The organism is Mesorhizobium sp. M0189 (assembly GCF_040322135.1).
Taxonomy (GTDB): Bacteria; Pseudomonadota; Alphaproteobacteria; order Rhizobiales; family Rhizobiaceae; genus Mesorhizobium.
In genome coordinates this window covers 423,538-442,871 of the sequence record NZ_JAMYSW010000001.1, presented here as the reverse complement: position 1 = coordinate 442,871, position 19,334 = coordinate 423,538, and the positions used below count along the sequence as shown (strand labels likewise).

General features: G+C 61.7%; 21 protein-coding genes and 1 pseudogene. 6 read left to right on the top strand and 16 right to left on the bottom strand.

Annotated elements, in window-relative coordinates:
• Positions 1-29 precede the first annotated feature (29 nt).
• The 6 genes from NKJ09_RS02135 to NKJ09_RS02110 form a co-directional block, all read right to left on the bottom strand.
• Positions 30-863, bottom strand: coding sequence for a phosphatidate cytidylyltransferase (locus NKJ09_RS02135; RefSeq protein WP_352494601.1), 834 nt, complete (start codon positions 861-863; stop codon positions 30-32).
• Positions 864-866: 3 nt separating this feature from the next.
• Positions 867-1,589: an isoprenyl transferase gene (locus NKJ09_RS02130; RefSeq protein ID WP_023717727.1), complete on the bottom strand. Its 723-nt coding sequence runs from the start codon at positions 1,587-1,589 to the stop codon at positions 867-869.
• 32 nt (positions 1,590-1,621) lie between these two features.
• Positions 1,622-2,176, bottom strand: coding sequence for a ribosome recycling factor (gene frr / locus NKJ09_RS02125; protein ID WP_084642476.1), 555 nt, complete (start codon positions 2,174-2,176; stop codon positions 1,622-1,624).
• Between the two features lie 104 nt (positions 2,177-2,280).
• Positions 2,281-3,003 (bottom strand): UMP kinase, encoded by a 723-nt coding sequence (gene pyrH / locus NKJ09_RS02120; protein WP_023717729.1) that lies wholly within the window; start codon positions 3,001-3,003, stop codon positions 2,281-2,283.
• Between the two features lie 133 nt (positions 3,004-3,136).
• On the bottom strand, positions 3,137-4,243 hold the full coding sequence (locus NKJ09_RS02115) for an aldo/keto reductase (RefSeq protein ID WP_352482296.1): 1,107 nt from the start codon (positions 4,241-4,243) through the stop codon (positions 3,137-3,139).
• 55 nt (positions 4,244-4,298) lie between these two features.
• Entirely contained in the window at positions 4,299-4,727 is a 429-nt protein-coding gene (locus NKJ09_RS02110; protein ID WP_352482295.1) for a nuclear transport factor 2 family protein, read from the bottom strand.
• 114 nt (positions 4,728-4,841) lie between these two features.
• Here NKJ09_RS02110 and NKJ09_RS02105 point away from each other — a divergent pair, with 114 nt between their 5' ends.
• The gene (locus NKJ09_RS02105; protein WP_023717732.1) at positions 4,842-5,780 is read left to right on the top strand and encodes a LysR family transcriptional regulator; all 939 of its coding nucleotides are present in this window, start codon (positions 4,842-4,844) and stop codon (positions 5,778-5,780) included.
• A 1-nt stretch (position 5,781) separates the two neighbouring features.
• Here NKJ09_RS02105 and tsf read toward each other — a convergent pair whose 3' ends face one another.
• The 7 genes and pseudogenes from tsf to NKJ09_RS02070 form a co-directional block, all read right to left on the bottom strand.
• Positions 5,782-6,705 (bottom strand): translation elongation factor Ts, encoded by a 924-nt coding sequence (tsf, locus tag NKJ09_RS02100; protein WP_023717733.1) that lies wholly within the window; start codon positions 6,703-6,705, stop codon positions 5,782-5,784.
• 119 nt (positions 6,706-6,824) lie between these two features.
• Positions 6,825-7,622: a 30S ribosomal protein S2 gene (rpsB, locus tag NKJ09_RS02095; protein ID WP_023717734.1), complete on the bottom strand. Its 798-nt coding sequence runs from the start codon at positions 7,620-7,622 to the stop codon at positions 6,825-6,827.
• 177 nt (positions 7,623-7,799) lie between these two features.
• Positions 7,800-8,144: a LysE family translocator gene (locus NKJ09_RS02090; RefSeq protein WP_352494600.1), complete on the bottom strand. Its 345-nt coding sequence runs from the start codon at positions 8,142-8,144 to the stop codon at positions 7,800-7,802.
• A gap of 118 nt (positions 8,145-8,262) precedes the next feature.
• Positions 8,263-8,343 (bottom strand): annotated as a pseudogene (locus NKJ09_RS02085) (LysE family translocator); the annotation flags it as partial.
• 62 nt (positions 8,344-8,405) lie between these two features.
• On the bottom strand, positions 8,406-8,684 hold the full coding sequence (locus NKJ09_RS02080) for a DUF4031 domain-containing protein (RefSeq protein WP_023717736.1): 279 nt from the start codon (positions 8,682-8,684) through the stop codon (positions 8,406-8,408).
• Positions 8,685-8,727: 43 nt separating this feature from the next.
• Positions 8,728-10,026 (bottom strand): lysophospholipid acyltransferase family protein, encoded by a 1,299-nt coding sequence (locus NKJ09_RS02075; RefSeq protein ID WP_352494599.1) that lies wholly within the window; start codon positions 10,024-10,026, stop codon positions 8,728-8,730.
• 138 nt (positions 10,027-10,164) lie between these two features.
• Complete coding sequence (locus NKJ09_RS02070; protein WP_023717738.1) at positions 10,165-10,992, bottom strand: cell envelope integrity EipB family protein; 828 nt, start codon at positions 10,990-10,992, stop codon at positions 10,165-10,167.
• Positions 10,993-11,130: 138 nt separating this feature from the next.
• Here NKJ09_RS02070 and NKJ09_RS02065 point away from each other — a divergent pair, with 138 nt between their 5' ends.
• The 4 genes from NKJ09_RS02065 (at position 11,131) to NKJ09_RS02050 (ending at position 14,146) form a co-directional block, all read left to right on the top strand.
• The gene (locus NKJ09_RS02065; protein WP_023717739.1) at positions 11,131-11,595 is read left to right on the top strand and encodes a RidA family protein; all 465 of its coding nucleotides are present in this window, start codon (positions 11,131-11,133) and stop codon (positions 11,593-11,595) included.
• Positions 11,596-11,609: 14 nt separating this feature from the next.
• Positions 11,610-12,338 (top strand): glycerophosphodiester phosphodiesterase, encoded by a 729-nt coding sequence (locus NKJ09_RS02060; protein WP_023717740.1) that lies wholly within the window; start codon positions 11,610-11,612, stop codon positions 12,336-12,338.
• A 40-nt stretch (positions 12,339-12,378) separates the two neighbouring features.
• Entirely contained in the window at positions 12,379-13,593 is a 1,215-nt protein-coding gene (locus NKJ09_RS02055; RefSeq protein WP_352494598.1) for a GNAT family N-acetyltransferase, read from the top strand.
• 121 nt (positions 13,594-13,714) lie between these two features.
• A complete protein-coding gene (locus NKJ09_RS02050) occupies positions 13,715-14,146 on the top strand; it encodes an HIT family protein (protein ID WP_352482287.1) in 432 nt (143 codons plus the stop codon).
• Positions 14,147-14,232: 86 nt separating this feature from the next.
• Here the strand turns inward: NKJ09_RS02050 and clpA are convergent, their stop codons facing one another.
• The 3 genes from clpA to NKJ09_RS02035 all read right to left on the bottom strand — a co-directional run bounded on the left by clpA (position 14,233) and on the right by NKJ09_RS02035 (position 17,639).
• The gene (gene clpA / locus NKJ09_RS02045) at positions 14,233-16,701 is read right to left on the bottom strand and encodes an ATP-dependent Clp protease ATP-binding subunit ClpA (protein WP_352494597.1); all 2,469 of its coding nucleotides are present in this window, start codon (positions 16,699-16,701) and stop codon (positions 14,233-14,235) included.
• 6 nt (positions 16,702-16,707) lie between these two features.
• Positions 16,708-17,034, bottom strand: a complete 327-nt coding sequence (gene clpS, locus NKJ09_RS02040; protein ID WP_023717744.1) for an ATP-dependent Clp protease adapter ClpS — start codon at positions 17,032-17,034, stop codon at positions 16,708-16,710.
• Between the two features lie 275 nt (positions 17,035-17,309).
• Positions 17,310-17,639 (bottom strand): phasin family protein, encoded by a 330-nt coding sequence (locus tag NKJ09_RS02035; RefSeq protein WP_023717745.1) that lies wholly within the window; start codon positions 17,637-17,639, stop codon positions 17,310-17,312.
• 300 nt (positions 17,640-17,939) lie between these two features.
• Between NKJ09_RS02035 and NKJ09_RS02030 the strand changes: the two genes are divergently transcribed.
• Positions 17,940-19,328, top strand: a complete 1,389-nt coding sequence (locus tag NKJ09_RS02030; RefSeq protein ID WP_352494596.1) for an SPOR domain-containing protein — start codon at positions 17,940-17,942, stop codon at positions 19,326-19,328.
• Positions 19,329-19,334: the final 6 nt, after the last annotated feature.

The following is a 19,334-nucleotide window of genomic DNA, read 5'->3' as shown; positions in this document are numbered from 1 at the left end:
ACCCGCACCAGCCCGCCGTCGGATGCCGCTCAAACCGGGAACAGTCCCTGTGCCGGATGGTCGGCGGTCGCGGAAATCCAGCCGATGACGTATAGGGCGAAAGCCGCCGCGACAAGCCCGTCGACCCGGTCCATGATGCCGCCATGGCCGGGTATCAGCGCGCCGGAGTCCTTACGGCCGTGGTGTCGCTTGACCCATGATTCGAACAGGTCGCCGGCTTGCGCGACAATCGAAAGCACCAGTGCGATCACGCCAAGCACGACAAGGTTGCCCGTTCCGGCTACGGCGGCCAGCAGCAGCCCGGCCACCACGCCGCCGATCGCCCCGCCGAGCGCCCCGCTCCGCGTCTTGCCCGGCGAGATCGACGGCGCCAGCCTTGGACCACCGACGGAGCGGCCGACGAAATATGCAAAAATATCGGTCGCCCAAACCACGGCGAACAGAAAGAGGATGGCCAGCAGCCCGGAACGGTCGCCGTCGCGCAAGAAGGCCAGCGACAGGCCGGAAACCGCCGCATAGGCAAGGCCGGATGCTTCCCACGGTCCTGCCTTGCGCATCGACGCCGCGATGGCAGCGACAGCAACCAGAGCCGCGACGAGCGGCAGCAGCAAAGACGCTGACAGGCCGGCGATGAGGGCACCGATAAAGACCACGATCAGCGCTTCGGGCAGAAAGCCAAGACCTGTCGCAGCATTAACACCTGTCGGGGCAGCTGGACGGCTCATCCGCGTCCACTCGTAGAAGATCACCGCCGCCATGGCAGCGCAAAGCAACCGGAAGGGCAGTCCGCCAAGCCAGGTCAGGCCGAGCGTGACGATGGCAAGCACGACGGCCGAAATGACGCGGAGCTGAAGGTTGCTCATCCCTCAGCCCGAGGCGACGTCTTGGGCGGCAAGTCCGCCGAAGCGGCGCTCGCGGCCGGCGAAATCGCGCAGTGCATCGGACAGGTGCTCGCGACTGAAGTCGGGCCAGTAGCAAGGCAGGAAAACAAGTTCGCTGTAGGCGGCCTGCCATAACAGGAAATTCGACAGCCGAAGCTCGCCGCTGGTGCGGATGACCAGTTCCGGATCCGGGATGCCCTCTGTGTCGAGCGAGTTGGCGAAGGACTCTGCCGTGATCGCTTCGCTGTCGATCTCGCCACGCGCCACCGCCGCGGCGAGTTTGCGCGCTGTGCGGACGATCTCGTCGCGCCCGCCATAATTGAAGGCGATGACCAGCGTCAGCGCCTCGTTGCGGAGAGTGAGCGTTTCGGCTTCCTCGAGCAGGCCTCTTATGTCGGGCTGCAGCCCTGCCCGGTCACCGATGACCCTGATTCGGACGCCGCTCTGGTGCAACTCGGCGAGATCGCGTCGGATGAAAAGCTTCAGCAGGCCCATGAGGTCGCTGACTTCGGATTTCGGCCGTGACCAGTTTTCCGACGAGAAAGCGTAAACGGTCAGGAAGGAGATGCCGAGGTTAGGGGCGGCGCGCACCGTCTTGCGCAGCGCTTCGACGCCGGCGCGGTGACCGGCGAGCCGCGGCAAGCCGCGCGCCTTGGCCCAGCGTCCGTTTCCGTCCATGATGATCGCGACATGCGCGGGCGTTGCCATGTTCTCGCTTCCGGGCCAGCCGTGGCCAGACCCTAGACCTGCATGATTTCCGCTTCCTTGTCGGAAAGCAGGTGGTCGATGGTGCTGATTGTCTCGTCGGTTAGTTTCTGAACCTGGTCGGCCCGTTTGCGGTGGTCGTCCTCGCTGATGTCGCCGTCCTTTTCCGCCTTTTTCAGAAAGTCCATGCCGTCCCGGCGAACGTGACGCACAGCGACGCGGGCATTCTCGGCATAGCCGTGCGAGATCTTGACCAGCTCCTTGCGGCGCTGCTCGTTGAGTTCAGGCAACGGGATCCTGAGATTGGTGCCGTCTACGATAGGATTGAAGCCGAGATTGGATTCACGGATGGCGCGGTCGACGGCACTGACCATCGACTTGTCCCAGACCGAAACCGAGATCATGCGCGGCTCCGGCACCGACACGGTTGCCACCTGGTTGATCGGCATGGCGGTGCCGTAGGCCTGCACCTGGATGGCGTCGAGCAGGCTGCTCGACGCGCGGCCGGTGCGCAGCGAAGCCAGATCATGCTTGAACGCGGCGATCGCCCCGTCCATGCGCCGTTTGAGATCGTCGTATTCGCCACTCATCATCGTCTCCTCGACCCGTTTAGCCCGGGTTCACTGCCTTGAGGGTAAACCCTGTTCGAGCCTCAATCCGCGAACTGGTCCCTCTTTCGGGTTCACGGTCCGGATTAATCGTCGGCGACAACCGTGCAACGGCCGCCGCCACGCAGGATATCACCGAAACCACCCTTCTCGTGGATCGAATAGACGATTATCGGAATGTTGTTTTCGCGCGCAAGTGCAATCGCCGCGGTATCCATGATCGAAAGCCCGCGTTTTATGACGTCGCTATGGCTGATGCGCTCGAAGCGTGTCGCGTTCGGGTCCTTCTTGGGATCAGCCGAATAGACGCCATCGACCTGAGTGCCCTTGAACAAAGCATCGGCGCCGATCTCGGCGGCGCGAAGGGCTGCAGCCGAATCGGTAGTGAAAAACGGGTTGCCGGTGCCACCGGCGAAGATGACGACCTTGCCCTGGTTCATGTAGGCGGTTGCCTGACGCTGCGAAAAACTTTCGCACAGCTCGGGCATGGCGATCGCCGACAACACCACGGCGTCGACGCCGATCTTGTTGAGCGAGGTGCGTAGCGCCAGCGAATTGATGACCGTGGCAAGCATGCCCATATGGTCGCCGGTGACGCGGTCTCCGCCTTTTGATGCAACCGCGACGCCGCGAAAGATGTTGCCGCCGCCGATGACGACACCGACCTCGATGCCCAGTGCGCGGGCCTCGGCAATGTCGGCGGCGATGCGGTCGACCACCGATACGTCGATGCCGAAATGCTGTTCGCCCATCAACGCTTCGCCCGACGCTTTCAGCAAGACACGTCGGTAGAGGGGCTTCACCGTCATCTGGTCCTCGTCATCATGCGTGTGACGCGCTTCGGTGGCGCCCCGAAACACTGGGCGTTCCGATACACGAAGGGCGCCCCGATGTGACGCGGCGCCCGCGCCGGAAAGTTTAGATAGTGGGCTGGGGTAGCCGTCAGCTAACGCCGGCAAAAGTGCCTTGCATGAGCAGATCCGGCAGATAGCTTGCCGGCTTGTCGCCAACCGCCTGCCCACCGGTCAAGCCGCCTTGTATTTCAGGGCCGAAGAACGAATACGGAAAGGGCGTGACCGGCCGGCTCACCGCATCGAGCCGTGCCCGAAGGTCTTCGGGAATGTCGAAATCAAGCGCGCCGAGATTGTCCTTGAGCTGGTCAAGCCTGGTGGAGCCGACGATGACGGACGCAATGCCTGGCCTGTTTGCCGCCCAGTTCAGGGCGACCTGGGCCATGCTGCGGCCGAGCTGGCCGGCAACCCTCTCCAGTTCGGCGACGATTTGCCAGTTGCGGTCGGTGAATTTCTGGAAACCGGGATTGGTCGAACCACGCATTGTCTCCAGCCGGCCACCATCCTTGACGATTGTATCGAAACGGTATTTTCCGCTGAGCAGGCCGCTGGCCAACGGACTCCAGACCATGATTCCAGCGCCATAGCGCGTGCCGAACGGCACGAACTCGTGCTCGATGTTGCGCTCGGCCAGCGAATATTCGAGCTGAAGCGCCGAAACCGGTTCATAGCCGCGATGCTCGGCGATCGCCTGCGCCCGGCTTGCGTACCAGGCCGGCACGTCGGACAGACCGACATACCGGATCTTTCCGGCGCGCACCAGATCGTCCAGCGTCCGCATCACCTCCTCCGGTGGCGTCAGCCTGTCCCAGGTATGGAGGATGTAGAGGTCGATGTAATCGGTGCCGAGCCGCTTCAGCGAACCGTCTACCGCCCGCAGGATGTTCTTACGGCCGTTGCCGCCGGCATTTGGATTACCCGGTTCGGCGTTGTAGGTGAATTTGGTACTGATCACCGCCTTGTCGCGCAGCCCACGCTCGGCGATGAATTCGCCGAGCCAGGTTTCGGCCGTGCCACCGGTATAGAGATCGGCGGTATCGAAGAAATTGCCACCGGCTTCGACATAGGCATCAACCAAGGCGCGCGCCGTTTCCTTCTCCGCGCCCCAGCCCCATTCCGTGCCGAACGTCATGGTGCCGAGCGCCAGACGAGTGACACGCAGCCCGCTGTTGCCGAGCGTGTAGTAGGACATGGTCATGGATTTTCTCCTGAAATTTGAAAACGGGATTGAGGTCCTTGCCTGGGATATGCAGTCAGGCCTTGGCCAGCGCATCGACCACCACCTGGAACCGACGCGGATCGAAATAGTCGTGGTAGGCGCTGATCAGACCGCTCTCGAAGCGGAAGATCGCGATATTGCTGTTGGTGTATTCAGAGCCGCCAATCAGCATCGCGCGGTTCTTGTACTCAACGACGATCGCGTCCGAATCCGCTGCCGGATAGACGGCTGTCAGCTGGGAGTCGAAGGATTCGAAATTGCCGAAGAGGCCTCGGAAGGCCGCCAGGATCGCGGCCTTACCATCGATGCTGCTTCCAAATCCTGCCGGCGGGTAGAAGACAAGGATTCGGCCATCTTCAGCCCAAAGGTTGCCCCATGCCTCAATGTCCTTGCGGTGCATCAGGTCAAAGAATTTACGCACTGTCTCGAGATTACGGGTTCGTTCGGACTTGAGGTCGGTCATTGGACGTCTCCTTGGCTGCTCGGCGATTGCCGTGTGATGCAGCCAAAGATGCGTTCTTCTTCCCTATCCGATAAGATTGCATTATCCGAGTGGACTATGCGATACCATGCATGAATGGATCGCGATCTGCTTAGCCACCTACCTATAATCGTTGCCGTCGCGCGGCGTGGCGGCTTCGCCTCGGCGGCCGCCGAGCTCGGCATGAGCCCGTCAGCGGTCAGCCATGCGGTGCGGCTGGTGGAGGAGCGAATCGGCCAGCCGTTGTTTGCCCGCACCACACGCAGCGTCTCGCTGACCGAGGCTGGCACCGCCCTCGTCGCTGCGGCGGAGCCGGCGCTGGAAGACATTGCCGACCGGATCGAACGCATCCGCTCTGTCAAAGGCCGGGCAAGCGGACTGCTCAGGATCAACGCGCCGCGTTTGGCGCTGCCTCTGGCGCTGATGCCCATCCTGACGGCGATGGCGGAACGTTACCCTGACGTGACGGTGGAGATCGTCACCGACGAACGTCTGAGCGATATCGTCGGCGAGGGTTTCGACGCCGGCATCCGGCTGGGCGAGATGATCGCCGAGGATATGGTGACGGTGCGGCTGACTCAGCCGTTCCGGACGACCATTGTCGCCTCTCCGGCCTATATCGGCCGCCACGGAAAGCCGCGAACAATTGCTGATCTCTCCACCCGCAACTGCATCGGCTATCGGCTGTTGCGATCACGTGCGCTCTACCGTTGGGATCTGTCAGACCAGGGCAAGGATATCGGCGTCGAGACGCGCGGCAGCGTCGTCGTCAGCGAACCGCTGTCGGCAAAAGACATGGCCCTTGCCGGCATCGGCCTCGCATATCTGTTCGAGCCGCTTGTCAAGCCCGACATCGAGGCAGGCCGGCTGGTCGAAGTCCTTGGCGAGGCATCGATCGAGGAACCGGGACTGTTCCTCTATTTCCCGCGCCGCGCCGCGATGGCCCCGAAGCTCCGCGCCTTTATCGACACCGCGCAAGAAATCGGCCGGGCATCCTCGCGGACACCCGGCCGAAAAAGCCTTTCAAACGAATAGTTTACTTCTTGACCGCTGCCGCGACTTCCGCCGCGAAATCGGTCTCTTCCTTCTCGATGCCCTCACCGAGCGCGAAGCGCAGATAGGCGGCGATTTTGGCCGGCGCGCCGATCTCGCTTTCGGCATCCTTCAGCGCCTTCTCGACGGTGATGTCGGGATTGAGCACGAAAGCCTGCTTGAGCAGCACGACCTCTTCGTAGAACTTGCGCAAACGGCCCTCGACCATCTTCTCGATGATCGCTTCCGGCTTGCCGGACTGGCGCGCCTGGTCGGCGAAGATCGCCTTCTCGCGCTCGACCGCGGCCGGATCGAGCTCTTCGGTGGTCAAGGCCATCGGGTTGGTGGCGGCGACATGCATGGCGACTTGGCGGGCAAAGGCGTTGGCGGCCTGCGCGTTGCCTGTCGTCTCGATGGCGACCAGCACGCCGAGCTTGCCAAGGCCGTCGGCAACCGCATTGTGGACGTAGGTTGCGACAGCGCCGTGCTCGACGGTGAGCTTGGCCGAGCGGCGGAAGCCCAGATTCTCGCCGATGGTGCCGACTGCGTCCTTGATGGTCTCGGTGACCGACTTGCCCGAGCCCGGATAGGGAGCAGCGGCAACGGCCTCGGTCTTGCCGCCATAGGCAAGCGCGACCTTCGCGACATTGGCGACGATCTCCTGGAACGCAGCATTGCGCGCAACGAAATCCGTCTCGGAATTGACCTCGACGATCGCTGCCTCGCGGACGCCGGAATCGACGCCGATCAGGCCTTCGGCAGCAGTACGGCCAGCCTTCTTGTCGGCCTTGGAAATGCCCTTCTTGCGCAGCCAGTCGATGGCTTCTTCCATGTTGCCGTTGGTCTCGTTCAACGCCGCCTTGCAGTCCATCATGCCCGCGCCGGTCAAGTCGCGGAGTTCTTTGACCTGTGCAGCCGAAATGCTCATTGTCGCCTCTTTGTCTAAATGCACCGACGCACCATCGAGTTTCGATGATGCGCCTGGTGCCGGTAGCGCTTACCGCGCCAACATATTGGAAAGATGAAGGCCGCAGCCGGCCTTCGCTATTATGCTTCCGGGGTCTGGGTTGCCGGGCTCTCGGCGGCCGGGGTCGGTTCGAGCGCCGGCTCGACCGGAGCCTCGACCGATGCGCCGATGTCGACGCCGAGTGCGCCCTGCTGGCGGGCGATGCCGTCGATCGCAGCCTTGGCAATCAGATCGCAATAGAGCTGGATGGCGCGGGCCGCATCGTCATTCCCGGGGATCGGGAAGTCGATCTTGTCCGGGTCGCAGTTGGAATCGATGATGGCAACGACCGGGATGCCGAGACGCTTGGCCTCGAGGATGGCGATCGCTTCCTTGTTGGTATCGATCACGAACATCAAATCGGGCGTCGAACCCATATCCTTGATGCCGCCCAGCGCCTTGTCGAGCTTCTCACGCTCGCGGTCGAGGTTGAGGCGCTCCTTCTTGGTCAGGCCCTGAGCCTCGCCGGCCAGCATCTCGTCGAGCTTGCGCAGGCGCTGGATGGAATTCGAGATCGTCTTCCAGTTGGTCAGCATGCCGCCGAGCCAGCGCGAGTTAACATAGTACTGAGCCGAGCGCTGCGCGGCATCGGCGACGATGTCGGAGGCCTGGCGCTTGGTGCCGACGAACAGCACGCGGCCGCCCTTGGCAACAGTGTCGGAAACCTGCTTCAGCGCCTGGTGCAGCAAAGGCACCGTCTGCGAGAGGTCGATGATGTGGATGTTGTTGCGGGCGCCGTAGATATAGGGCGCCATTTTCGGATTCCAGCGGTGGGTCTGGTGGCCGAAGTGAATGCCAGCTTCCAATAGCTGGCGCATGCTGAAATCAGGCAGAGCCATTCTTATTTCCTTTCCGGTTAGCCTCCACGGACACAGGCATTTTTTGGACTTGGTCCTCGAACGCCACCGGAGGTTTCCGCCGGATTTCTCCCGGGCAGACACCAAAGTCCGTGTGTGGAATGTGCGCGCATATAGAGGGGATGCGCGACAAACGCAAGCGCTGTGGCGTCTTGCGGCTCAGCGTGCGGCGATCAGCGCACCGGTGCCTATCATGGCGCCGCCGGCAAACCTGTTCATCAGCCGCATGCGCCTTGGCGTCTTGAACCAGCTCGAAGCCCGCCCGGAGAGCGCTGCGTAGAAGCCCATGGTGACGATGTTGACGCAGATCACGACCGCAACCACGAGCAGCCCATCGGCGAAGGTCATCGTATTGAGGTCAAGAATCAGCGGCATGATAGAGGCGTGGAACAGGATCGCCTTGGGATTGCCCAATGCGATGGAGATACCGAGGAAAAACGATCGAGACAGTCTTGCCTGGGTTGCGTGCTGTCCATGCGATCGCGCGGAGGCCGATCGCCACATCCGGATGCCGAGAAACACCAGATAGGCAGCACCCGCATACTTCAGGATTAAAAAAAACCCATTCGAAGGCCTGTACCAGCGCCACGAGACCGAGCAGTGCCAAGGTGACCAGCACCGCGTCGCCTGCGGCGATGCCGAGTCCAGCCAGGAAAGCGCGAACGAAGCCAAGCGAGACGCCATTGGCGATAACCGTGAACATCGCCGGACCAGGCGTGGCGGCAAATGTGATCGCGGCGCAGTAAGCCAAAAATGCCGTCAATGTCATCGTCGCATCTTCCCCCTCGGCACGCGCACACGCCGGAAAACAGCGACGATCTCCTCGCGGCTGCACTCGATGGCGCCGAGCCGCACCGCGCGGTCGCGCTCGAACCCGGTTATGTCATAATGCGGCGCCGATGTCTTCGGCGGCCCTTGGTAGGACGAGCGCTTGATGCCGAGCTGCGCGGCGAAGCGATGCAACTCGTCGGTGTCGTCTGCCAGCAGATGACACCAGCGGTGGCCGACCCATTTCCAGATCGCCGCATCGACATAGACCGCCATGAGGCTTGCCGCACTCCTTCATCTTGCGCCGACCAACACGCCGCTAACGATGATAGAAGGGATTAGCATAGAATATGAAGCCGCCGCCGGCCTGGAGTTGCGCTATGGTGCTGGTGATGGTCCCCTGCATGCGGTCGTGCAGTTCGACGAGTGCCGCCTCGACGGAGCCTTCATAGGCGTGCAAGCCTAACGGGTCCGGCACCCGAATATGGGCGCGGCGTGGGCCTGCCGGCTGCGGCACGAAACGATCGATCGTATCGCGCAGTGTACCCTTGCAATAATCGTTGCGGATCCGCTTCAAGTGTTCGGCGATCTCCTCCTGCGTGATGCGCGGATTGGCTGAAGCCCACGGCCCGACACGCCGCAAGCGCTGGATCGTATCCGCCAGCGTTCGGACCTGCTTCCGGCTTCCGGTATCATCCGTGTTTTCTCGCAGCCAGCGGCGCGACCGGCGCAAAAGCTCGGCACTGTCGAGCGTGCCGGCGCCGACCGAGACAAGTTCAGCAAGGCGACGGCCGAGTTCCGCGAGCAGGTCCTTCTGACGTGTGTCATACGAAACCCGCTCATCGGACCGCAGGCCATATGCAGCCTCATCGCGCGACAGCAACGTCGCATAGATATGATGGACACGCTCCGGCAGCGAATCGGCGGCATGGCGTTCGATCTTCAGGCTGCGCTCGACGTAGGCGCACTCCTTTGCCAGCGCTGCCTCGACATTCCCCGTGAAAGCGAGCTTCCAGATCACGGGCGCGATCCAAACTTTGAAATCCGGATCCGTCAGGCGGCCGCGCTTCAGCGCTTCGAGCCCCATCTCGACCGCGCCCGGCAGCAGCGGGGCAACGATGTTGGCATGCCAGCCGACGCCGCCTTCGGGATGCAGGAGAACGCCGTGCCCTTCCAGCGCCCAGGCCACCGAATGTTCCTTGGCGGCCCCGCTATTGCCCGGGATTTGGGCGATTAGATTGTTGGCCAGCCAGAATTTCTGCATCAGCCGGCCAAGCCCGTTGACGACGCCGTGCGTGGCCCAGGCTGCCGCCAGCGGGCTTACCCGCGAGACGACCTCCTTGTCGATCATCCAGTCGGTAAAGAACTCCGGATGGTTGGGCGTGATGAACGTCGCCTTGCCCGCGCCGCAACAAGCCTTCAACCTTTGCCGGTCGTCCTCCGGAAAATCGATGTGGCGGACATTGGCGACGCCGCGCAGACCGGCCAGACGGTTGAACGGCAACAGGTCGCGAAGCCCCGGAATGCCGTGCAGCATGACAATGCGGTTGACGAATGTCATGGCCTTGATCAGCGTCGCATTGGGCCGCGGCGCCACAAAAACGTCGATCCTGCTCAACCTGCTCCCCCCGCGGCGCTTACCGTCGTAAGACGTTGATATGCAATTGCGGCATGCTCAAGTCGGTGCAACATGCCCGCAAGATCAAGCGCCACTATCGCGGAGAGCAGCCGGCAGCAGCTTGCCGTCGGTTCGAGCCTATTTCGACGGGCAGGTCTTTGGCTGATCGAACAGCGACAGATTGACCAGCTTGCCGGTCATCGAGAACTCGCCATAGTCCATTACGAGACCGCGCGTGATGCCGTTCTCGTGCAGCTTGAAGCTGATCCGGTATTCCGGCACTTCCTCGCCGCCTTTGTCGGTATCGTCGAAATAGGCGATGTCAACCGGCCAGTATTTGTCGCTGGCGAGCTTGGCCAGCGCCGGCACTTCCGGATCAGTCTTGTCGGCATTGGCTTGCTTGCCGACGACGACGGTGGTGGTCATCACCTTGTTGGCATCCTCCGAGCCGTCGAACAGGTTGGTTTCGTAAAAACGCTCGCCCTTTTCCGCCTTGCCGATCATTTCAACCATTTGCTGGGTCGGGAACTGGGTCGCGGCGAGTTCCAGGCTGTTCTTCTCGGGCTTGTCGATTTCGACCTTGAGACCATTGGCCTCCTTCGTTGCCGTCCCCTTGACCTCCTTGTCGAGGTTCTGGTCGACAAAGGACTTGTTGACGAAGGAGAAGGTCTTGCCTTCGGCATCCTCGAAGGTGGTCATCTGCTGGTCGGTCAGCCTAGTATTGTCGTTGGTGACGATCTGGGTGACCAGGCGGAACTTTACCGTGTAGCCCTCGCAAGGCGAGCCATTGAACTCGTAGACCATACGGCCCGATATGCCGGTGATCCCCGAGCGATCCGACGCCTTGTCCAGGGTGATATCATAGACGGCACGGTGCGCCTGCAGCGCCGGCACCGCAAAAGCGGGAGCCGCCCAGGAAGCCGCTGTCAGAAGAACGGCGTTGAATGCGAGGCGCGTTGCGCGCATGGGGTGCTCCGATCATCGCGGCTAATGGCAGGCCGCATGGAAAGATGGTCCAGCTTAAAAAAAGTCGTGGCGGAAGCGAGGCAAAAATAGCAATTTCGGCCCGGCCTGCGCGGCACCTTCAAGCAATAGGGAAATAGCATGAGCGAAACAATCGAAAAGCGGCTAAGCGATCTCGGCGTGACGCTGCCGGCTGCCGCTGCGCCCGCCGCCAACTACGTTCCCTATTGCAGGACCGGCAATCTGCTGTTCACCGCCGGGCAGTTGCCGCTCAAGGAGGGCAAGCTCCAGGCGAGCGGGCTGCTTGGCCGCGATGTCGACACCGCGACCGGAAAGGAAGCCGCAAAATACTGTGCGATCAACATATTGGCGCAGGCCCAGGCGGCACTTGGCGATCTCGACAAGATCCGCCGCCTGGTGAAGATCACCGTCTTCGTCGCCTCGGCACCGGATTTTGTCGAACAGCATCTGGTCGCCAACGGCGCCTCGGATTTTCTCGTCGCCGTGCTCGGCGACCGCGGCAAGCACGCCCGCTCCGCCGTCGGCACCCCCTCCCTGCCGCTTAATGCCGCAGTGGAAATCGAAGCGATCTTCGAAGTCGAATGACCGGGACTGCGACCATGACCGACCTTTCCTGGCTGACTGCCCGGCCCGTCGCCCATCGCGGCCTCCACGACATGAACAAGGCGCGCTGGGAGAACACTCTTTCCGCCTTCGCCGCGGCAGCCGAGCGCGGCTATGCGATCGAGTGCGACGTGCACCTGTCATCCGACGGCGTCCCCGTCATCATCCACGATGGCGATCTGCGGCGGCTGACCGGCGAGGACGGCTTCGTCTGGCAGCGTACGGCTGCTGAGATCACGGCGCTGAAGGTCGGCGGCACCGCCGACCATTTGCCGACGCTGCAGCAGGCGCTTAATCTGGTCGACGGGCGTGTGCCGATGGTTGTCGAGCTGAAAGGCGCTGCCGGACACGACGAAGGCCTGGTCGAAGGCGTCGGCAAGATGCTCAAGCGCTATAAGGGCAAGACCGCGATCATGTCGTTCGACCATTGGCTGATCCGCGAGTTCCCGAAACATGCACCCGGCATACCCGGCGGGTTGACCGCCTACGGCAACGACAACCATCTGATCGAGGCGCATTTCGCCATGCTGGCGCATGACATCGCCTTTATCTCCTACGCCGCCGGCGACCTGCCGAACCGGTTCGTGTCGTTCGTACGTGAAAGGCTCGGCATGCCGGTGATCACCTGGACAGTGCATGACCAACCTGCCGTCGACCTGACCTTCAAATATGCCGACCAGATGACGTTCGAAGGATTCGAGCCCGATCTTGTGCGGCTTGCTTGAACGGGCTTGTATGGGTTCGCAGCGAGCTTAAGTAAGCCACATGGATCAAGGGGACGACTGCGACAGACAAACGGCGAATGCGGAGCTGTCGATCCGCATCGCCGCGGGCATCGGCGCCTTCACCAGCGCGGAATGGGACAGCCTCGGCGGCACAACGCGGGGCGAGGCAGAAAACGCCTACAACCCGCTTGTTTCATTCGCTTTTTTGAGCGCGCTAGAAGATTCCGGCTGCGCCGTTCGACGCACCGGCTGGCAGGGTCATCATCTCAGGCTGGAAACCGCGCAAGGCAAGCTGCTCGGTGCGGTCCCCTGCTATCTGAAGTCGCACAGCCAGGGCGAATATGTCTTCGACCATGGCTGGTCGGACGCATTCGAACGCGCCGGCGGGCGCTACTATCCGAAGCTGCAATGCGCGGTGCCGTTCACACCCGTCACCGGCCCTCGCCTGCTGGTCGGCAAGCGCGAGGACAGCCCCACCGTCAAGGCCGGCCTTGCGGCCGGCCTAAAGGCGGTGACGGATAAGCTCGGCGTGTCTTCCGCGCATGTCACCTTCGCGCCGGAGGATGATGTCCAGATCTTGGCGGCAGCCGGCTTCCTGCATCGCACCGACCAGCAGTTTCACTTCTTCAACGAAGGCTTTTCGAGCTACGACGATTTTCTCTCGACGTTGGCCTCGCGCAAGCGCAAGGCGATGAAAAAGGAGCGGCGTGAGGCGCTCGCCGACGGCATCTCGATCGACTGGCTGACCGGCAAGGATCTGACCGAAAAAGCCTGGGACGACTTTTACGCGTTCTACATGGATACCGGCAGCAGGAAATGGGGCCGGCCCTACCTCGACCGCGATTTCTTCTCCTTGATCGGCGAGCGCATGGCCGACGACATCCTGCTGGTGATGGCCAAACGCAACGGGCGCTACATAGCCGGCGCCATCAACTTCATCGGTTCAGACGCGCTCTACGGCCGCAATTGGGGCTGCATCGAGGACCACCCGTTCCTGCATTTCGAGGTCTGCTACCATCAGGCGATCGATTTCGCCATCTCGCGAAAGCTGAAGGTGGTTGAAGCCGGTGCGCAGGGCGAGCACAAGCTGGCGCGCGGCTACCGGCCGGTGACGATGCATTCGGCGCACTACATCGCCCATCCAGGTCTGCGCAATGCAGTGGCCGACTACCTCCAGCGCGAGCGGCGCGAAGTCGAGCGGATGAGCGAATATCTGGAAGAGCACACCCCGTTCCGCAAGGACATGGCGGAGTAGCAAAACCCGCCCGATCGCTCAACCACGTTCGAGCCTGCATGGCCGATGTCGACCGATCGTCTTGCCCGCCCGCAACAGCTTCGCTACACGAGACCGCGAGCCAAGAACCGGAGCGTGCGCCATGGCCGAAGCAACCTACGACAGCAGCAACATTTTCGCAAAAATCCTGCGCGGAGAAATCCCTTCGCACCGCGTCTACGAGGATGATGCGGTCATCGTCTTCATGGATGTGATGCCGCAAGGACCGGGTCACACGCTGGTCGTGCCGAAAGCGCCGTCGCGCAACCTGCTCGACGCGGATCCGGCGGTGCTTGGCCCCCTCTTCGCTCACGTGCAGAAAGTTGCGCGGGCAGTAAAGAAGGCCTTCGATGCCGATGGCGTCACGGTCATGCAGTTCAACGAACCAGCTTCGGGCCAGACCGTCTACCACCTCCATGTCCATGTCATTCCGCGCTTCGAAGGCATCCCCTTGAAGCCGCACAGCGGACAGATGGAACAGCCTGAAGTCCTGGCTGAGAACGCCGGCAAGATACGGACGGCGCTGGCAAACTGAATCGGGGCGAAGCCGCTCGGCCGACACTCGACCACAAGCTTCATGAAAAAAGCCCCGTTGCCGGGGCTTTTTTACTTGCAGGATTGTCAGTTCTTACGCGGCAGTTGCGGCACTAGGCTGCGCTTGCCGCCATCCTTGCCCTTCGGCTCCGACTTCTGCGCCACCGCCTTTTTCCCGGCGGGCTTTTTCGCCACCGCCTTCTTGGCTTTCGGCACGTCGTCCGGCTCTTCCTTCTTCGGCTTCACCGGCGCCTCGTCGGCGAGCGATTCGAGCTTCAGGCCGGTCTCGCCGGTTTCCTTCTTCTCGACGGTGACACGCACCGTGCCGCCCTTCTTGAGCTTGCCGAACAGCACCTCGTCGGCCAGCGGCTTCTTGATGTGCTCCTGAATGACACGGCCAAGCGGCCGCGCACCCATGCGCTCGTCATAGCCCTTGTCGGCCAGCCAGGCGATTGCATCCTGCGACAGGTCGAAGGTCACGCCGCGTTCGGAAAGCTGCGCTTCCAGCTGCATGACGAACTTCTGCACCACCTGATGGATGACCGGCACCGGCAGGGAGCCGAACGGAATGATCGCATCGAGACGGTTGCGGAACTCCGGCGTGAACAGCCGGTTGATCGCTTCGACATCGTCGCCTTCGCGTTTGGTCGAACCGAAACCGATCGCCGCGCGCTGCGCGTCGGATGCGCCCGCATTGGTGGTCATGATCAGGATGACATTGCGGAAGTCGATCTGCTTACCGTTATGGTCGGTCAGCTTGCCGTGATCCATGACCTGCAACAGGATGTTGAACAGGTCCGGATGCGCCTTTTCGACTTCGTCCAGCAACAGCACGCAATGCGGATGCTGGTCGACGCCGTCGGTCAGAAGGCCGCCCTGGTCGAAGCCGACATAGCCGGGAGGCGCGCCGATCAGCCGCGAAACGGTGTGGCGTTCCATATATTCCGACATGTCGAAGCGGATCAGCTCCACGCCGAGCGAGGCGGCGAGCTGCTTGGCCACTTCCGTCTTGCCGACACCGGTCGGACCGGAGAACAGGTACGAGCCGATCGGCTTTTCCGGTTCCCGCAGGCCGGCCCGCGCCAGCTTGATGGCCGAAGTCAGCGCGGTGATCGCGGTGTCCTGGCCATAGACGACGCGCTTCAACTCGATGTCGAGACCTTGCAGCACCTTCTCGTCGTCGGCGGAAACCGTCTTCGGCGGGATGCGCGCCATCGTGGCGATCGTCGCTTCGATCTCCTTGATGCCGATGGTCTTCTTGCGCTTGGCTTCGGGCACCAGCATCTGCGAGGCGCCGGTCTCGTCGATCACGTCGATCGCCTTGTCCGGCAGCTTGCGGTCGTTGATGTAACGCGCCGAGAGCTCGACCGAAGCCTTGATCGCTTCACTCGTGTAGCGAACCTTGTGGAACTCCTCGAAATAGGGCTTCAGTCCCTTCATGATCTCGATGGCGTCCTCGACGGTCGGCTCGTTGACGTCGATCTTCTGGAATCGCCGCACCAGCGCGCGGTCCTTCTCGAAGAACTGCCGGAACTCCTTGTAGGTGGTCGAGCCGATGCAGCGGATCGCGCCGGACGACAGCGCCGGCTTCAACAGGTTCGACGCATCCATGGCGCCACCAGAGGTGGCTCCTGCCCCGATCACGGTGTGGATCTCATCGATGAACAGCACGGCGCCGGGATAGTCCTCGAGCTCCTTGACGACCTGCTTCAGCCGCTCCTCGAAATCGCCGCGATAACGGGTGCCGGCCAGCAGCGTGCCCATGTCGAGCGCGAAGATGGTGGCATTGTGCAGCACTTCGGGAACTTCGCCCTCGACGATGCGCTTGGCGAGGCCTTCGGCGATCGCCGTCTTGCCGACGCCGGGATCGCCGACATAGAGCGGGTTGTTCTTGGACCGGCGGCACAGCACCTGGATAGTCCGGTTGATCTCGCTCTCGCGACCGATCAGCGGATCGATCTTGCCAGCCTTGGCCTTGTTGTTCAGGTTGACGCAATAGGCAGTCAGCGCGTCCTGCTGCTGCTTCTTCTTGCCGCCTTCTTCTTGCGGCTCAGCTCCGCCCTGGCTGCCTTGCTCGTCGTCGGCGCCGCGCGGCGTCCGCGTCTCGGAAGCGCCTGGGCGCTTGGCAATGCCATGCGAGATGTAGTTGACCGCGTCGTAGCGGGTCATCTGCTGTTCCTGCAGGAAATAAGCGGCGTGGCTCTCGCGCTCGGCGAAGATGGCGACGAGCACGTTGGCGCCGGACACCTCCTCGCGGCCTGACGACTGCACATGGATCACCGCGCGCTGGATGACGCGCTGAAAACCGGCCGTCGGCTTGGAATCTTCATCGTAGCCGGTGACGAGATTGTCGAGCTCGGTGTCGATATAGGTGAGAACCGTATGCTTCAACTCGTCGAGATCGACGTTGCAGGCACGCATGACTGCGGCCGCCTCGGTGTCGTCGATCAGGGCGAGCAGCAAATGTTCAAGGGTTGCATATTCATGGTGCCGCTCATTGGCGAGCGTCAGCGCTTGGTGAAGCGCCTTTTCCAGGCCTTGGGAGAAAGCCGGCATGTTACCTCACTTCTTCTCCATCACGCATTGCAGCGGATGCTGATTCTGTCGGGCGAAATCCATGACCTGAGACACTTTGGTCTCGGCCACCTCGAATGTATAGACCCCGCACTCGCCCACCCCATGATTGTGAACATGAAGCATTATGCGTGTGGCGGCTTCGCGATCCTTCTGGAAAAAACGCTCCAGCACGTGAACCACGAACTCCATGGGTGTGTAGTCGTCGTTAAGGATGAGGACCCGATACAGACTGGGCTTCTTGGTCTTGGTTTTTGTGCGCGTGATGACGGCCGTGCCGCGACCGGCCTCATTGCCGTTGCTGCCGTTCTGCATTCGCACCACGTAGCTCGTGGCAGTCAAACCTGTAGTCACGTAGTCCTGCCTCTTTCGAATCCTCATGCATGCTCGACATGTAGGTGCTCGATGGACGATTTTAAGCCCTTCTGTTTAGCTGACAATATGGCTAGGTGGCCAAACTTGACCGATTTTTCAAATCGTGAAGACCGCAAGGACCCCGATTTCGAGCTGGCATGAAAAAACCCGGCCGCGCGTTCGCGACCGGGTCTGTCTTTTGAGGCCCAAGGGCCGGCTTGGAACGTTCGTCGAATTTACTTCGCCTTGGCGACAATCGATTCGAACGGCTTGTAGGCTTCCTTGGCGAGTTCGGCATAGAGATCGCCAAGCTTGGTGGCCTCGGTGACGAAGCTCTCATAGGACTGCTTGGCGTAGTCGGACTGGATTTCGATCGCCTTATCCAGCGACTTGGCGGAGAAGAGCTTCTCGACAACGGCGCTGCCGGCCTCAAAACTTTTCTTGGTGTACTCGCCCGCCTCGGTGGCGATGGCCTGCGCACCCTTGGACAGCGATGCAAAGCTCTTCAATCCGGTGTCGGCAAATTCCTTGCCGTATTTGCTGAAATCTTCATAGGTCTGGGTCATTTCACGCATTCCCTTGAACGGTTGCCTTTGGACGATGGACGCGCCTTGTCCGGGCCGCGTTGTGCAATGCGTGTAAATATATTGTGCAGTGCACAAAAAGTCAAGATTTCCGCGGCAATGCGCATCGTGAGCCGCCGGCAATCGCTAAGATTCGAATAAAGAGAGGCTCAATCCCGCAGAAAAGGGTGAACGCGGCGGTTACCATAAACGGATTGGTAACGCTGCCCGCGTTAGCGTGGCCCGAGGTGAGGCAGGACCCTTTGCCGCCTCCAAGGCAACGGAAATTCAAAGGAACTATCAGTGCGTAAGGCGTTGTCGGGCTTCGTTTCCAAATCCGCGTCCCCCCTCAAAACGATCATGATTCTCGCTATGGCGATGAGCTTCGTCGTCGCGGACGCGGCTTCATCCATGGCGGCCAAGTCGGCGGCCATCGTCATCGATGCCAAGTCCGGCAAGGTGCTTTATTCGTCGGATGCCGATGGCCGGCGCTATCCGGCCTCGCTTACCAAGATGATGACGCTCTATCTGACGTTCGAGGCATTGGCGAAGGGCAGGATCAGCAGGAATTCTCCGGTCGTGTTCTCGGCCAATGCCGCTGCCGAACCGCCAACAAAGCTCGGCGTCAAGCGGGGCGGCTCGGTCACGGTCGAGACCGCCATCCTGTCGATGGTGACCAAATCGGCAAACGATTCCGCAACTGCGCTTGGCGAGATGCTCGGCGGCAATGAGGCCAATTTCGCCCGCATGATGACCGCCAAGGCGCGGGCGCTGGGCATGCGGGGAACCGTTTTCCGCAACGCCAACGGCTTGCCTGATCCCGGGCAGTTCACGACGGCGCGCGACATGGCGCTGCTCGGTATCGCCCTGAGAGAGCATTTTCCACAATATTACGGCTATTTCTCGCAGCGCTCCTTTCTTTACGGGCGACAGCGCATCAACGGCCATAACCGTCTGCTCGGACGCATCAAGGGCGTCGACGGCATCAAGACCGGTTATACCCGCGCCTCCGGCTATAACCTGGTCTCCTCGGTATCGGATGGCGACCGGCGCATCGTAGCGGTGGTCATGGGCGGCAGGTCCGGCGGCAGCCGCGACAGCCAGATGGCCGGGTTGATCAATGCCTACATGCCGAAGGCGTCGTCGCGCGGCGGCGGCATGCTGATTGCCAAAGCCGGTGGCGGCAATCCGATTTCAGCCCTGGCCAAGGTGCTTCTGCCGAAGCATGACGCGCCGACGCCGGATAGTAAGCCGGACGACGATGCCGTTGCCTCCCTCGTCGAGGAAAATGCTCCCGTCGTTGAAGAAACCACTCCGGTCGTTCAGACCAGAAAGGTCAAGACGGCGGCCGTGGCGACAGCGGACGATGTGGCGACGGCCCGGGTCGCCGCAGCCTATGCCGAACCGGCTGCAGAGGTCGATCCGGTCAGCACGGCGTCGGTGCCATCCGGCTGGGCAATACAGGTCGCCTCTTCGCCAAAGCAATCCGAAGCAAAGGCTTTCCTCGACAAGGCGACGAAGCAGGTGCCCTCCGTTCTGGCCGATGCCTCCGGTTTCACCGTCGCCTTCGACAAAGACGGCGTCACCTATTACCGCGCCCGGTTCGGTGGTTTTGGTTCGAAGACCGCCGCCTGGAAGGCTTGTAACGCTTTGAAAAAGAAGAAGATCGAGTGCTACGCCGTCCAGCAGTAAGGGCGC